Origin of the sequence: Collinsella sp. An307, assembly GCF_002161805.1 — a bacterium.
Taxonomy (GTDB): Bacteria; Actinomycetota; Coriobacteriia; order Coriobacteriales; family Coriobacteriaceae; genus Coprousia.
Map to the genome: position 1 here is coordinate 40,882 of NZ_NFIP01000004.1, position 14,958 is coordinate 55,839.

Annotated in this window: 10 protein-coding genes; 1 reads left to right on the forward strand and 9 read right to left on the reverse strand. The window is 64.5% G+C overall.

Annotated elements, in window-relative coordinates; all coding sequences use genetic code 11:
- Positions 1 to 12: 12 nt before the first annotated feature.
- From B5F89_RS04390 to B5F89_RS04430, 9 genes are all read right to left on the reverse strand, one after another.
- Positions 13 to 936, reverse strand: coding sequence for a transporter substrate-binding domain-containing protein (locus tag B5F89_RS04390; protein WP_239286671.1), 924 nt, complete (start codon positions 934 to 936; stop codon positions 13 to 15).
- 383 nt (positions 937 to 1,319) lie between these two features.
- On the reverse strand, positions 1,320 to 2,147 hold the full coding sequence (locus tag B5F89_RS04395) for a phosphoribosyltransferase family protein (RefSeq protein ID WP_239286672.1): 828 nt from the start codon (positions 2,145 to 2,147) through the stop codon (positions 1,320 to 1,322).
- A 93-nt stretch (positions 2,148 to 2,240) separates the two neighbouring features.
- Positions 2,241 to 3,821, reverse strand: a complete 1,581-nt coding sequence (gene ricT / locus B5F89_RS04400) for a regulatory iron-sulfur-containing complex subunit RicT (RefSeq protein ID WP_087430590.1) — start codon at positions 3,819 to 3,821, stop codon at positions 2,241 to 2,243.
- Positions 3,812 to 4,954 (reverse strand): DNA polymerase III subunit delta' C-terminal domain-containing protein, encoded by a 1,143-nt coding sequence (locus B5F89_RS04405; RefSeq protein WP_255375154.1) that lies wholly within the window; start codon positions 4,952 to 4,954, stop codon positions 3,812 to 3,814. The genes ricT and B5F89_RS04405 overlap by 10 nt, the downstream gene beginning before the upstream one ends.
- Before the next feature lie 4 nt (positions 4,955 to 4,958).
- Positions 4,959 to 5,621, reverse strand: coding sequence for a dTMP kinase (gene tmk, locus B5F89_RS04410; RefSeq protein WP_087430591.1), 663 nt, complete (start codon positions 5,619 to 5,621; stop codon positions 4,959 to 4,961).
- Positions 5,622 to 5,630: 9 nt separating this feature from the next.
- Positions 5,631 to 6,815, reverse strand: coding sequence for a DUF4013 domain-containing protein (locus B5F89_RS04415; protein WP_087430592.1), 1,185 nt, complete (start codon positions 6,813 to 6,815; stop codon positions 5,631 to 5,633).
- A gap of 95 nt (positions 6,816 to 6,910) precedes the next feature.
- Positions 6,911 to 9,442: a DNA topoisomerase I gene (locus tag B5F89_RS04420; RefSeq protein ID WP_087430593.1), complete on the reverse strand. Its 2,532-nt coding sequence runs from the start codon at positions 9,440 to 9,442 to the stop codon at positions 6,911 to 6,913.
- Between the two features lie 142 nt (positions 9,443 to 9,584).
- Positions 9,585 to 10,559: an EamA family transporter gene (locus B5F89_RS04425; protein WP_087430594.1), complete on the reverse strand. Its 975-nt coding sequence runs from the start codon at positions 10,557 to 10,559 to the stop codon at positions 9,585 to 9,587.
- A 134-nt stretch (positions 10,560 to 10,693) separates the two neighbouring features.
- A complete protein-coding gene (locus B5F89_RS04430) occupies positions 10,694 to 11,272 on the reverse strand; it encodes a hypothetical protein (protein ID WP_087430595.1) in 579 nt (192 codons plus the stop codon).
- Between the two features lie 584 nt (positions 11,273 to 11,856).
- Between B5F89_RS04430 and B5F89_RS04435 the strand changes: the two genes are divergently transcribed.
- A complete protein-coding gene (locus B5F89_RS04435) occupies positions 11,857 to 14,934 on the forward strand; it encodes an insulinase family protein (RefSeq protein ID WP_087430596.1) in 3,078 nt (1,025 codons plus the stop codon).
- The last annotated feature ends 24 nt before the right edge of the window (positions 14,935 to 14,958 follow it).

Here is a 14,958-nt window from a genome sequence, read left to right on the forward strand (position 1 = left end):
AAGACTATGGAACTAATCAAGACTGTTGAGCGAATCCAGGGACTCCCCGTCCTCCGCCGCCTCGTCCTGCGCCTGTGTGGCATCGGTGCTCGCAGAGATGGTGACGCCCGACACCACGGTATCACTCAGGCTAAACGGCATGGTTCCGTACCAGACGGTATGAACGGCATCGAGCGTTCCGTCGGAGGAGATCTCGTCCAGCGCGGAGGAGACGGCGTCGGAAAGCTCGTGAGCGTCGGAGGCGATTGCGAGCCCATAGGCCGTCGACGAGCTGAGCGTCCCCTCGAACGACACGCCCGGATAGGCGCGGGCGAGATAGGCGCCGGCCGTGGCATCGCACACCACGTAATCGACCTCGCCGGAGGCAAGCGCGTCAAAGCAGGCGTTAACATTTGAATACGTGCTCTGGGTGGCACCGATGGCGCTGCGCACAAGCGCCTCCTGGGAAGCGGAGCCATCCTGAACGGCGACCGTCGCGGCAGCAAGATCAGCCGCGGAGAGCGACGCCGCATCTGACGTACCGAATACGGCCGTTGCATTCTCAAGATAGACGCCGGACACCGTGATGCCCTCTGCCGCATCGGTCGTCTCCGCCCCAAGGTAGAGATCGGCCGTACCCGCACCGACCGTACTCTCGGCAGACGTGCCAGAGACCACCGCAAGCTCCAGACCCATGTTCTCGGCAAGCGCGCAGGCGACATCCACGTCGTAGCCCTCCACGCCCTCGGTAAGGACCATCGCCTGCGGGGCATCGGAGGTGTCCATGGCAACGGTCAGCGTCCCGGGGGTCACCAGATAGGAGTCCTCTATCACCTGGGTGTTCTTCTCAACGGCAGGAGCCTCGCTGAGTGGGGGCGTAAAAAGGGAGCACCCGCCCAGGCCGGTTGCTGCCAGCACGGCGACCGCGCACGCCGTAGCAATTACTCGAAGTCTCATAGCAACCCTCGCCATGGCATCGTCCCATCCCTCATATGTCCGCCTTGCGCGGAACCTGCCGCCCGCACAAGGCGGACGGCGCCATAATCTCAGCCCCTCAGCTGACCTGGTCTTTGACCCCACACTTGCGCACCGGGGCGTTTGCTCGGGATGCCGCGGCATCCTTCACGACTGACCCGCTCGCCCGCGGGGCGGTATTGCCCCAAAGTTGGTAGGACGGACGGTGCGGCTTACCTCTAGGACGCGCCATGATCGTCCCCGCGCGCACGCGGCGACTTACGTGGATCCCTTTGACCGCGTCTGTCTTGGACTAGGGTGGATGTGCACCCGCAACCACAGCCTGAGGGTTGTTGGCATTATAGCAGCTCGCGGGTGGAGCGGCACTAACACACCCGCGCGACAGCCAAGGCGTCGATATGCGCAGCCCCTGCATCGGCAAGGGCGCGGGCTGCGGAGCGCAACGTCGCGCCCGTGGTGATGACGTCGTCGACGAGCAGAAGGCGCATGCCCTCTACCTGCTCGACCGTCTCGTACGCACCTCGCGAGCTCGCCTGCCTTCCCGCTCGCCCCAACCTGCGCTGGTCGGCGCTGCCGTGCTTGACGAGCGCGTCTGCCATCGGCACGCCTGCAAGCTCGCCGAGCTCGCGCACGATGCCTTCCATGTGGTCGAATCCGCGCCGCCTATAAGCACGCGCCGTAGCGGGAACAAACACGAGCGCGTCGGCCCCTGCGAGGACCCCTCCGTAACGGTCGGGCGCCTCGGTCTGCGCGTGCTCAGCGGTATCGAGAAGCATCTGGGCAATGAGCGGTGCGAGCCTGCGCTCGCCACCGTCCTTGTACGCACGCACGATGCGGGGCAAGGGGTCTTCAAAGACCGCCGTGGCAAGTACCCGGTCGAGAGGCGACTCGTCGTCCGAAGCCGACGCGCCGCTCACAGAGGCACCCGTGGGATTCCCGCATTCGGTGCAGATGATGTAGCCGCCCGGAGCCCCGCAGCGCATACAGGACGTGGCAGGGTCGATTAAGACGAGACGGTTGAGGCATGCAGGGCAGATGAGGGCGCCGGGCCGCTCGCACCCGGCGCACCGCGTGGGCGAGAGGACTTCTAGAAACGGTCGCGCAAGGCGTGCGAGCTCCTTCCCGCGCACGTTGGCCTTCGGCATGCGGACGGATGTAGAAGACTCTTTTGTGCACGCGGCGCATACAGACATGAAAACCCTCCCCCGAACATGCGAGGGAGAGGTGGCGATGCATGCTCTATACCCGCAAAGCGGGCAGCTATACGCAGCGAGCCCGGAGCTGCGCTACTCCGCCTGGGATGCCGCCGAGGATCCGGAGGCACCGCCCTCGGAGCGCGGCTTGCGCGAGCGACGACGGCGGCGACGCTTGGGGGCGGATCCGTCGGAGCCGGCACCCTCGGAACCTGCCGCAGGGGCATCCGCCTTCGGGCGCTGGCCTCCCCCGTCGCCGGGGCGGCGACGCGTCACCTTGACCTCGCCCTCGGCAAGTTGGTCGGCAACGGAGGGCTTATCGGGTTTGACAGAACGACCGCGCTCAGGAGCGTCCGTGCCCGCGGTGTGGCGGCGACGGCGCGAGCGCGTCGGCTTGGGGGACGCGTCGCTCTCAGCGGCATTCTCACGCGCGGCAGCGGCGCGGAACGCATCGTCGCGCTCCTCGCTCGTCAGGTGACGGCGGCGACGGCGCGTGTTCTGCGACGGCGTAGCCTCGGTCTCGTTGCGAACCTCCGCCTCGGAGGAGCGCTTGCGGCGACGGCGGGACGAGGAGCCCTCACGCGGGGCGTCCGCGCCCTCGTCGGAGACCTGAGAGGCCTTGGCGCGCGAGCGCTTACGCGCGGGGGCGCCGGCCTCGCCCTCGTCAGAGCCGCGACGGCGGCGCGACGAGGTGGGCCCGGACGTAGCAATGCGGTCCGCCTGCGACAGACCGTCGCCCACATCCACACCGTTTTGGCGATCGAGCTCAAGAAGCGCAAGCGAGATATCGGCCGACTCAATCTTCTCGAGCACGTCGCGGGTCACACAATCGGGGCGGCAGGCGCAATGCTGCTCCTCGGCACGCTTCTTGCAAGCGTCCGAGCAGGTCATGTCGGACAGGCTCACGCGGAAGACCTTGCCGTTCTCAAGGCGGAGCACAAGCTGCTCGCGCGGGGTGTCGTACTCTTGGATCTTCGCCTTGCCAAGCGGCGTGTCGATGAGCGTCTTCTTTTTAGGCGCGCGGCTCTTAAAGTCCTTGTACGCCTCGAACTCGTAGCGCAAACAGCACATGAGGCGGCCGCACACGCCAGAGATCTTGGACGAGTTGAGCGGCAGGTCCTGCTCTTTTGCCATGCGGATGGAGACCGGCTCGAACTGCCCGCCAAAGCGCGTGCAGCAAAGCTCCTGCCCGCACTGGGCATAGCCACCCGCCAGGCGCGTCTCATCGCGCACACCAATCTGGCGCATGTCGACGCGCACATGCAAGCAACTCGCAAGATCCTTGACGAGTTGACGGAAGTCGACGCGGTCCTCAGCGGCAAAGTAGAACACCGCCTTCTCGCCCCCAAAGAGGAACTCCACGCCCACCGGTTTCATGTCGAGGTTGTTCTGTTTGATAAGGCGGCGGAAGTCGCTCATGGCGGCGTCGCCGCGGTCGGCGAGCTCGTCGGCACGGTCGAGGTCCTCGTCGGTCGCGATGCGGATCACCGGCTTGAGCGGCGCCGCAAGATCCTCCTCCTCAACCTCATACGGGTCCTCGGTCACAAGACCCAGCTCGGTGCCGCGCTCGGTGGAGCAGACGGCGTAATCGCCCTCCACGATGTCGAGGTCTTGCGGATCAAACCACAGCTCACGCGCGGCGAAGGGGAACTTTACGGGAACAACTACCGGCATAGGAGTGCCTTCCTGATATCGAGAAACATGACCTCGAGGGCCAGTTGAGGGGTTATGTTGCGGGCGACGGTTCGCTCGGCGCGCGTCACGGCGTCGATGGCGCGCACCGCACCTGCCGTGTTGGTCCGGGCGGCAAGCCGCTCGACGATTGCGGCAACGTCCTCGTTGACGATGCCGTCGCTGGCGCCTTCGAGCACGCCGAGTACGTCACGCAGAAGCGAGCGGGCGCTCGCCAGCACTTCCATGATACCCGAACGCTCGCGCGCATTGAGCTCGCGCTTCTGACGGTCCTCAAGCTGCTTCAATGCTCCACGGCTGAGGTAGTCGGCGTTCTGGCTGAGCACGGCCTCCTGGGTGGACTTGACCTCCGCAAGCGGCGCCTTGACCTCTAAGATGAGCTGTTTTGCCGCGTTTAGGATATCGAGGTCGTCCGCCTCAGGCAGTGCGTCGAGCGTGCGGAGCATCGTGCGGCGCGCCGCCTGGCGCTCCGCACTTTTAAGAAACTCCACCGCACGCGCCGGGCTTCCTGCCACCGCAACCGCCATACGGCAGCGCTCGGGAGCAGCACCGGTGGCGTGTGCGACGGCCGTCGCCGCATCTTGGGGCGACACCATGCGGAAGGGAACGCACTGGCAGCGCGAGACGATGGTGGGAAGTATCGTCTCTGCCGAGGTGCCGAGCAGGATGAACGTCACGCCCTGTGGAGGCTCCTCAAGGGTCTTGAGCAGTGCATTGGCGGAGTCCGCCCGCAGCCGTTCGGCACGGTCGACAATGTAGACCTTCGAGCGAGCGCGGATGGGAGCGAGCGCAACGTCCTCAATCAGGTCGCGCGTCTGGCCGATGAGGTATCCCGTCACGCTCTCGGGAGAAAGATAATGCACGTCGGGGTGCGTCCGGCGCGCCACGCGCACGCAGGCCTCGCACGAGGCGCAGCCGTGGCTCTCGCAGATAATCGCCTGAGCGAGCGCCCAAGCGGCATCAAGCTTGCCCGAACCGGGGGCACCCAGGAAGAGATACGCGTGGCTTGTGCGGTCGCCCTCGACGGCACGCATCAGAAAGTCGCGCACGCGCGGCTGAGTGTCGAGCTTGGCAAGAAGGCTCGCCGGTGCGGGACGTTTGGCAGTCGTTTCCACCGTCTCAGACGCCCCCTAGCGAAAAGCCCGCTGCCACGAGCTCGGCAGCGACATCGGAGAAAACGTCCTCGACAGACCGCGCCGCATCGATGAGGCGCACGCGCGACGGCTCCTCCTTTGCGATCGCTCGAAAACCAGCGGCCACGCGCTCCTGGAACGCAAGGCCCTTCGTCTCCATGCGATCGGCCGCGTCCCCGCGCGCCTGCGCGCGCTCGGCCGCAATGGCCGGGTCGATATCGAACACGAGCGTGAGCGCCGGACGGCAGCCGCCCACCGCGATAGCATTGGCGGCGTCGACCGACGCGCGGTCGATGCCGTCGGCAAACGACTGATAGCACGTGGTCGAGTCGATAAAGCGGTCGCACACAACGACCTTGCCCGCCGCGAGCGCCGGCTCAATACGCTCATGCACAAGCTGGGCGCGGGCCGCGGCGTAGAGCAACAGCTCGCAGGTATCGCTCATCTCGGCATGCGCAGGATCGAGCAAAAGGGCGCGGATCTTCTCGGAGATGACCACACCGCCCGGCTCGCGCAGGGCGAGCACGTCGTAGCCCGCCTGCTCGAGTGCAGAAACAATGCGCGCCGCCTGCGTGGATTTACCGCATCCGTCGATACCCTCCACGGTGATGAACGCGGGCGTAGGCGCGGCAAGCGAAGCTGTTGGCATGGGCACCCCCTATACCGCGCGGTCCATGTAGTACTTGACGTTCTCCTGGTACTCGGGCCACGCCTCGGGGTGGAAGTCCTGCGCCCAGTAACCGAGGGCGCGCGCCGTGACGAGCGTTGCGGCGGTGCTCACAAAGAAAACCGCAAACAGCACCAGAATCGTGATGGGGATGAACGAGAGCATCATGGCAAGCAGCTGCGCGACGATGTAGTAATCGGAGTGATAGACACCCGACATCCCGTAGGCGACCGAGACGCTCGACCCCATGACCACCATGAACAGCAAGAGGTAGCACACAAAGGTAAGGAGCACCACGAGGGCAGCGGGGCCCCAGTACGCGGCAAACACCTGACCGGTCTTGCCCGGCGCTGCAAAGAGCGACCAGGCGCGCTTGAGGTTAAGGCCTGAGCGGACGCGGCCGCAGAGCGCCGTGCGCATGTTCATCACGGCAAAGAACGGGCCGCAGCAGACAACGAACAGAATGACAAGCAGAGTGAAGATGATAAACAGCCGAAGCGCGCTGAACACCGTCGCGGCAAACAGGCCGAGCACAAAGAAGACGACCGTCATGATGACCGAGACGCCGTAGATGTAGAGGCCGTTGTCGAGCACGCCGGGACGCACGATCTTGGTAGGAAGGGGCAGATGGCGGCCGAGCGCCTGCTCGCGCGCCCATGTGTAGGCGTAGCCGCTGAGCACAAGGCTTCCCACGCCCGGAACAAACTGGAAGAGGGCCAATTTGAGGATGATCCAGAGCTTGCCGGGCGACGCCTTGAAGTCCATCCAGGCGCGCTTGAGCGGACTCGGACGATACGGGTCAGCGATGGCGGGATGGATCTCGGGGCCGGCGGGCGGCTCGCCGGTGGCACCCGCACCGGATGCGCCGGTGGCCGGGTAGGGCTCGGTCGGCGCGCTGTGCGGAATCTCCTGCGTGGGGGGCTCTTCCTGCGGAATCTCCTGGGTAGCCGGCTCCTCGCGAGGAACCACCTGCGTGGGTGCCTCCTCGGACGGGATTACCTGCGTGGGTTGCTCTTCACGCAGTGCCTCCTGAGCAGCGGGCTCCTCCTGCGGAGCCTCATCGGTAGCGCTGGTTTCGTCCGCATCGCCTGCAAACACCGCACCGCAGGCGGGACAAACGGCATTTTGGGAATCTTCGGGCTCGAATTCGTGCCCGCATACGGGACAGGTGGCCATACGTGCCTCCTTTATTAGACGTCAACCGCACCATGTGCGGTATCGTCCCATGGTAAACGAACGTCCGGACACCGTACAAGCACGGTGCCCGGGTACTATTTCGCCTTGGTGCCCGAAGACTTCTTGGTCGTCTTCTTGGCCGAGGTCTTCTTTGCCCCCGGCTTGCGCGCGCCGGCGCGGCCGCGAGCGGGTTTCTTCTCTTTGCTGGGGCAGTCCATGTTCACGCAGATGCGCCACGGACCGCGCGCCGTCTCGACCACCACGATGGGCGCCCCGCAGTGCTCGCACACCTCGCCCGTGGCCTCGAGCTTGCCGCGTGCCGGCAGCGGGTAGGAAACGCCGCAGTCGTCGTAATTGGTGCAGCGGATAAAGCGCTTGCCGCTCTTCTCGCTCTTGTGCGCGATGAGGTCGCCGTGACTCCCTGCCGCCGCGCAGGTGGGGCACTCGCCCACCTTGAGGTCGGGCTCGTAATTGGTGGGGCACTGGGGGTTCACGCAGACCTCGTAGGCCTTGCTACGGAACGGCTGGCACTTGATGCGTGGCGCGCCGCACTCCGGGCACACGGCCGCCTCGCCCTCGAGGGGACTTACCTTCACGCCGGAGGGGACCGGATAGGTGACGTCGCAGTCCGGCCAACCCATGCAACCGATGAAGCTGCCGCGGGTCTTGGCGGAGGTCTTCATGACCAAGTCCTTGCCGCACTTGGGGCAGGTACCCACCTTGGCGTCTGCCGTGACGGCGTCCGCGATGCGGTCGCCCAGGTCGTCCTTGTGCTCTATGAGCGCGTCGAGCATGCCGGCAAGCAGCGCCCGCGAGTGGTCCACAACGCGCTCCTGGGTGTCTTGCCCCTCTGCCACACGCGTCATATCCTCGTCGAGCTCGGCTGTCATCTCGGGCGTGGTGATGCGCGGCGCAAACTCGTGCAGCGCGTCGACAATGGCCATGCCGAGCTGGCTCGGCTCGATGGGGTCGTTTTTAAGGTAGCGCACCTGGTAGAGGCGCTCGATAATCGAGGCACGCGTGGACTTGGTGCCCAGGCCTCGCTTCTCCATCTCCTGCACGAGGCGTCCCTGGCTGTAGCGCGCGGGCGGCTCGGTCTGCTTGGCCTCGAGCTTGATGTCGCGCACGTCGACCACGTCGCCCTCGGCAAGCGCGGGCAGCTGCTCGTCGCGCTTGAGACCGTAGGGGTAGGCCTCGCGGAAACCCTGCTCAACAAGCACGTCGCCCGACGCCGTGAAGGGCTCGCTCGCCACATCAATCGCAAGCTTGGTGTTCTCAATGGTCGCAGGGCCCATGAGCGTCGCCAAAAAGCGCCGCGCGATGAGCTGGTAGAGCTTCTTCTGACCGCCGTCCAAGCTCGACGGGTCGCCCTGCCCCGTGGGGTGGATGGGCGGATGGTCGGTGGTCTCGACCTTGCCGCGCGTGGGCTTCATGGGGCCGGCAAGGACCTTACCGCACACGGGGCGAAGCGCCGGGTTGGTATCGGCGAGGCCCTTGACCACACCCGCGATATCGAGCGAGCGCGGGTAGACCGTGTTGTCGACGCGCGGGTAGGAGATGAGACCCGCCATGTAGAGGCTCTCGGCAATGCGCATGGTACGCGCCGGCGAGATGCCCTCGGCCGCAGCAGCGGCTTGCAAGCTCGTGGTGTTGAACGGAATGGGCGGCTGCTGCTTGCGGGCGCGCTTGGCCACCTGCGTGACGGTGCCGGTTGTGGCACCCTCGACGTGCGAAAACGCCGTCTCTGCCGCCGTCTTGTCCGTAAAGCGCGCCGTGGCGTGGGAGATCTTGAACTCGTCGCCGTCCTTGGCGGCAAGGCCGCGGATCTGCCAGTAATCCTCGGGCACAAAGGCCATGCGCTCGCGCTCGCGCTCGACCACCAAGGCGAGTGTAGGCGTCTGCACGCGACCGGCGGAGCGCACGTTGCCAAACCCGCCAAAGCGTGCAAGCGTGAGGTAGCGCGTGAGCACGGCGCCCCAGATAAGGTCGATGTACTGGCGGCTCTCGCCGGCGTCGGCCAGATTCTGGTCGAGCGTAACGAGATTCTCAAAGGCCGCCGTCACCTCGCCCTTGATGAGCGCCGAGTAGCGCGCACGGTACGCCGGCAGCTCCGGCGCGACCTCGCGTATCATGTCGAGCGCGTCCGAACCGATGAGCTCGCCCTCGCGGTCGAAGTCGGTGGCGATGATGACCTCGTCCGCCTTTTTGGCGAGATTCTTGAGGACGCGAATGATCTCCTTCTCGGCCGGCTTCTTGAGCACGGGCGCCCAGGTAAGGTAGGGCAGGCTCTCGACCTTCCACCCCTTGAGCGAGATGCCATTTTCGAGGTAGGGCTTGCGCTTGGTGGCATACGGCGGGCGCGCGAGGCCGTCGGGAATGTCCGCGGGGAGCACCTCGCCCTCCTCGGTCACGCTGTACCAGCCCTGCTTCTTGTCAAAGAGCACGTCATCGGGGAAGTCGGGCGCCAAGATGTGCCCGGCAAGGCCCATGGAGACCCACTCCTCGCCCGCTACCTCAAAGCGGTAGACCTGGGTGTTGTAGACCTTGTCGGTCTTGGGCTTGGTGGTGGAGAGCAGCTGCGCGATCTTTTGCGCGGCGATGTTCTTCTCTGCAACGACGAGCTTCACGAGGACCCCTTGGCGGCCGGTTGATACATCAAATCAGACACCGCGAAGCGTGCCCCGCGGCGGTGGTTTCTTGCCGGACAGTATAACCAAGTTGCGCGAGCGCGAAAAATCAACACATGTTGCAGCGCGGCGGTGAGCCAGTCTACACCGTGAGAAACACCATCGCGATGATGAGGGCAAAGCCGGCGATATCGGTCGGTGCGAAGACCGTGCCCAAGAAGAGCGCGCTTGTGATGGTCGCCGACACCGGCTCGACCGTGCCGATGAGGCTCGCCCGCATGGAACCGATGTCTTTGACGCCCTGCATATATAAGAAGTACGCGAGGAACGACCCCACAAAGACAAGCACCGCGAAGGCGCCCCAGCCCATAGCGTCAAATGCGGGCACCTGCTCCCACGGACGGATGATGACCGAGGACGCGATGCCGGATACGAGCATGCCCATGCCCGTCACGATCGAGGAGCCGTACCGGGCAAGAAGCCCCGTGGGGATGATGGACATGCACGCGGCGCCCACCGCGGCGATAAGGCCGATGGCGAGCCCGTCGGGCGGGATAACGAGCGTGGAGGGGTTGCCCGCCGTCGCAAGCAGGTAGGTACCGGCGAGCGCCAGCACCACACCCGCGAGCTCGCGTTTGCGGGGACCGCGCCGCGCGCGCAAGCAGGCGTAGACCATAATGATGATGAGCTGCAGGCACTGGAGCACCGTCGCGGTACCGGCGTTCATAGCGCGCACGGCGAGCAGATAGAAATACTGGTTGAGAAAGACGCCGCTCGCCGCAAAGACCGCAAGCAGAGCGAGGTCACGCGGGGTGGTGAGCAGCTGTTTGAGACGAGCGCGGTCGGTCGCGAGGATGAAAACGAGAAAGAGCGCGCCCGAGCAGAGCTGCCGCACGACCATGAGCCACGCGGTGTCGACCGCATAGTTCTCAAAGAGGTAGCTCGCGCACGTTCCCGAGAAGCCCCAGAAGATACCGCCCGCAAGCGTAGCCAGAAAGCCCGTGATAAGTTTACGGTTTGCCGAGGCGTTGAGACGCTCGCGAATACCGCGACGGCGGGCACGGGAGGCGGCATCGGTGCCGAAATCTTCCGCTGTAATATCCTCTTGTTCTGCCATGCCTGCCCCCTTTGGTCCGCGACACACCATAGCGTATGATTGCGCAGGTTAAAAGGGGTATCGGACAAAAAGAACGTCAGAGGGCAAAGTCGCTTTGGCAGGCTAAAGCATGTGCTGGGCGATGCATGCGCTACCTAATCGGCATGCGACCCGTCTTCGGTTGAGGGAGCATCCAGTTTAGGTGCAGGCGAGAGGTAGCGCTCGCAGCAGCGCGGCACGGCGTAGATGGCAATGCCGATCCAGACGATGCACGTGATGATGCTCGTCACATCGGGATTGATGGGCGGCACAAGCTCCGTCAGAAGCGACACGATGTTAGGGATGAACGCCACCAGACCCACAAGCCCAGCATAGAGAAGAAACGCGTCTTTTTTGCTCCAATGATTCTGCTCCACAAAGGTCTCTCCCGCGAAGTTCCGAGCAAAGTAGTCGCGCTTGATTGCCTTGTAGGCGCCCGCAATGAAGATAATCGTGATGATCAAGAACACGAAGAAGAACAGATAGAGGCCAATTATCAAGTTGAATGCCTGCGCTACGTCCAGCTCCCCAAACGGATTGATGCCTACAGCATCCATAACGTTCAGCACGATGAGCGCTATAGAGGCGATGGCGTCCGCCACCAAGGTAAACACCAGATACCGAAGGAACTTGCGCCGCGCCTGCTCCCCCATCACCTGCCACGACGTCTTGAGCATGTCGACGATGCCGTTCATGGTGCCTCCTCCCCAGCAGGAAACCATAGAGCCTATATACCCAAAACGGTTCCGCATTGGGAGCGATAGAGGACCGCCCCCCCCCGCAAACGGACTGTCCGCTGCGGTAAACGGCAGATAGAACTATGATGGATAGGACGATGTCGTTAGGTTTATAGGCCTGGTGATAATGGCGCCAACTTTGCCGTAAACGACTGGACCATCACCACGTTTTGGTGATTTGGCATCGGGGGGTCGACGTGCACAACCATCGGACTCTGGTAGCCGTACTGATTATTGTCTTCCTGCTTCTGCTGAGCCTGCTCTTCTTCGCGCTTTGGGATAAACCGTACGAGCTATTTGCGTATCCTCCCCAGTAATGGCGCCATGACAATCATAGCGCTCGCTACTGAATAGACGACTCTCTGCATCCCAGGAGATACGATTGGGCTGTGCCGATAATCCATGTCGCACATTGCGAATTGCCACTATTTACAAAACCATAGGCTCCGCAGACGGATTGGCTGCCGCGGTAAACGGTGGCGTCAGGCGGTAGTATGGGTATAAGCACCCTCGTTCACTACGTTTGCCTTGATAGGAGCTGTATGGCCACCATCGAATCCGCTGCCTGCGCATCCGCCGCCCACCTGCTCGCCCCCGGTGCGACCGTCTCGGGCTTTACCGTCTGCCGCCGCGAGGCGATTGAGGAGCTCGACGCCGACGCATATGTCCTGCGCCACGAAGCCTCCGGCGCGCGCCTGCTCTACCTTGCCTGCGACGATGAGAACAAGGCCTTCGCCATTGGCTTCAAGACACCGCCGGCAGACGACACGGGCGTCTTCCACATCCTCGAGCATTCGGTACTTTGCGGCAGTGCCAAGTTCCCCGTGAAGGAGCCCTTCGTCGACCTCATCAAGAGCTCGATGCAGACGTTTCTGAACGCCATGACCTACCCGGACAAGACCATCTACCCGGTTGCCTCCACCAACGAGCAGGACTTGCTTAACCTCATGGACGTCTATATGGACGCCGTGCTGAACCCCGCCATCTACACGAAGCCCACCATCTTTGAGCAGGAGGGCTGGCACGAGGAGGTCGAGCGCGACGCCGAAGGACGTCCGCACCGCCGTATCAACGGCGTGGTCTACAACGAGATGAAAGGCGCGCTCTCGGACCCCATGGACGTGCTCGATAACGCTGTGAACCGGACTCTCTTCCCGGACACGGCTTACGCGCACGAGTCCGGCGGCAACCCCCGCGCCATTCCCTCGCTCACCTACGAGGCGTTTCTCGACAACCACGCCCGCCACTACAATCTGGCGAACAGCTACATCGTGCTCTACGGCGACTTTAGCAATGTGCGCCGCGAGCTTGCGTTTTTGGACGAGAACTACCTTGGCGCCGCGGCACAGGAGCGCGCGGCGGCCGTCCGCGCTGCATCCGGCCACGCGCCGGCTGAGGTGGGCACACCCAACCCGCTTGAACATCAGACGCCCGTTACCTGCGATTACAAACGCATCGAGATGGCGACTACGCCCGACAACGCCCCCGTGGGTCAGGCGTACGTGCTCGGTGACGCGCGCGACCCCTTCCGCACCGTCGCCGCGGATGTGCTCTTTGACGCGCTTCTGGGCTCCAATGAAGCGCCGGTGAAAAAGGCGCTTATCGAGGCGGGCATCGGCGGAAACGTGACCTCCTACACCTCCTCGGCGTGCTTGCAACCCTACGAGCTCATCATCCTGCAGAACGCCAAACCGGGTGCGGCGCAGACCTTCCGCCAGATCATCGAGGACACCTGCCGCGACCTTGCGGAGCACGGCATCCCGCGGGAGCGCCTGGAGGCCATCATCTCCAGCAACGAGTACGCTCTGCGTCAGCGCGACTACGGTACGGCCGACGGTGTTGTGCTTGCCTGCGAAGCGCTTTCTACCTGGCTTTACGCCGAAGACACGAGCCAGACCCGCGCCGCCACCGCCGCCCTCACCTATGCGGAGACGTTCGCGCGCCTGCGTCGCGAGCTCGATGGGGACTTCTTCGAGCAGCTCCTGCGCGAGCTCGTGCTCGAAAGCGACCACCGCGCCCTCGTGGAGCTCGTGCCCGTGGACGCCGCGCGGGGTACGGCAGACGTGCCCAGCGGCACAGATGAAGTGTCCGCTGCTGCAGATGCAGACAATACGCTCATGAACGACCCGAACTCCGCCGATTCCGGCAATCTCGATACGGTTATGAGCGCAAACGAGGCCGCGCGCATCGAAGAGCGCGTTGCGGCGCTGCGCGCGGCACAGGAGGCGGAGGACACCCCCGAGGCAAAAGCGACCCTGCCGCGCCTTACCGTGGCCGACATCGGCGCGGCGCGACCCGAGCCCGCGCTCACCCTCGACCGCGAGACGCCCCTGCCCTGCCTTGTGCACCCGCTGCCGACGCACCGCATCGCCTACGCACTCACCTACTTTGACCTCACGCACGTGAGCTATGCCGAGCTCCCCTACGTGAAGGTGCTCTGCCGCCTCATGCAGCAGCTCGCCACGCGCCGTCACACCGCCGCCGAGCTCGACAGCTATATCACGAGCAACCTCGGCTTCCTCTCCTTTACACCCGAGGTCTTCTACCGTGACGAGAATTGGCGCCTCGCCCGGCCCATGCTCTGCGTGGCGGCGGGCGCGCTCTCCGAGAAGATCGACGCCCTCGCCGAGATTCCACGCGAGGTGTGGGCGGAAACCCTCTTTGAGGACACCGGCCGCATGCGCGATGTGCTCGTGCAGCTCAAGATTGGCATGGAGCAGGGCTTTATCGTCTCTGGCCATCAGGCGGCGCTTGCGCGCGCCTACTCCTACGTCTCGCCCGCCGGCGTGGTGCATGAGCAGCTCGGCGGCGTGGACTTCTATCTGTTCCTGAAAGACCTCGTCGAGCACTTTGACGAGCGCGCGGCCGAGCTTTGCGACAAGCTCCGCGACCTGCAAAGCCGCATCTTCACCTCGACCGGTACGATTGCAAGCTTCACGGGCTCATCGGAGGACTACCGTGCCTATTGGGATGCCGCGGGAGACTTGGGGCTCGCACCGCGCACGGCGCCCGCCAAGGAGCTCTACGTGCCCGCGCCCGAGGACAAGCACGAGGCGTTCGTCATCCCAAGCGATGTGAGCTACACCGCGCTTTCTACCGACCCGCGCAAGCTCGGCATCGCCACAAACGGACGCTGGGGCGTGGCCGCAAATGCGCTTTCTTACGACTACCTGTGGAACGAGATCCGCGTGAAGGGCGGCGCCTACGGGTGCGGCTTCCGCGCCGTGGTGGAGCGCCAGCTTGCGTTCTACACCTACCGCGACCCCGCCATCGACCCGTCGCTTGCGCGCATTCGCGCCGCGGGCACTTGGCTCGCCGGCTTCGAGCCCGATTCGGCCGCCTTTGAGGGCTTTATCGTCTCAAGCGTGGCGGCGCACGACGCGCCGGTGAAACCCTATGCCCAGACAAAGCGCCGCTGCGGCGAGTACTTTGCCGGACGTGAGCCGGGCTTCCGCGACCGCGTGCGCGCCGACATGCTTGCGGCCACGCCCGCAGAGCTGCGCGCGCTTAGCTCCGACATCACCCGCGTCGCCGCCGAGGCGCCCGCGTGCGTCTTCGGCGGACGGGACATCATCGCGGCGAGTGAGACCGGTTGGAACGTCGTGGAGCTGCTCGGCTAGATACCAGCCTCGCCGCATCCGCAT

Bases quoted from the DNA above. Each gene is read 5' to 3' on its own strand.
- B5F89_RS04390 (WP_239286671.1), bottom strand. From the start codon at position 936: ATGAGACTTCGAGTAATTGCTACGGCGTGCGCGGTCGCCGTGCTGGCA.
- B5F89_RS04395 (WP_239286672.1), bottom strand. From the start codon at position 2,147: ATGTCTGTATGCGCCGCGTGCACAAAAGAGTCTTCTACATCCGTCCGC.
- ricT (WP_087430590.1), bottom strand. From the start codon at position 3,821: ATGCCGGTAGTTGTTCCCGTAAAGTTCCCCTTCGCCGCGCGTGAGCTG.
- tmk (WP_087430591.1), bottom strand. From the start codon at position 5,621: ATGCCAACAGCTTCGCTTGCCGCGCCTACGCCCGCGTTCATCACCGTG.
- B5F89_RS04415 (WP_087430592.1), bottom strand. From the start codon at position 6,815: ATGGCCACCTGTCCCGTATGCGGGCACGAATTCGAGCCCGAAGATTCC.
- B5F89_RS04425 (WP_087430594.1), bottom strand. From the start codon at position 10,559: ATGGCAGAACAAGAGGATATTACAGCGGAAGATTTCGGCACCGATGCC.
- B5F89_RS04430 (WP_087430595.1), bottom strand. From the start codon at position 11,272: ATGAACGGCATCGTCGACATGCTCAAGACGTCGTGGCAGGTGATGGGG.
- B5F89_RS04435 (WP_087430596.1), top strand. From the start codon at position 11,857: ATGGCCACCATCGAATCCGCTGCCTGCGCATCCGCCGCCCACCTGCTC.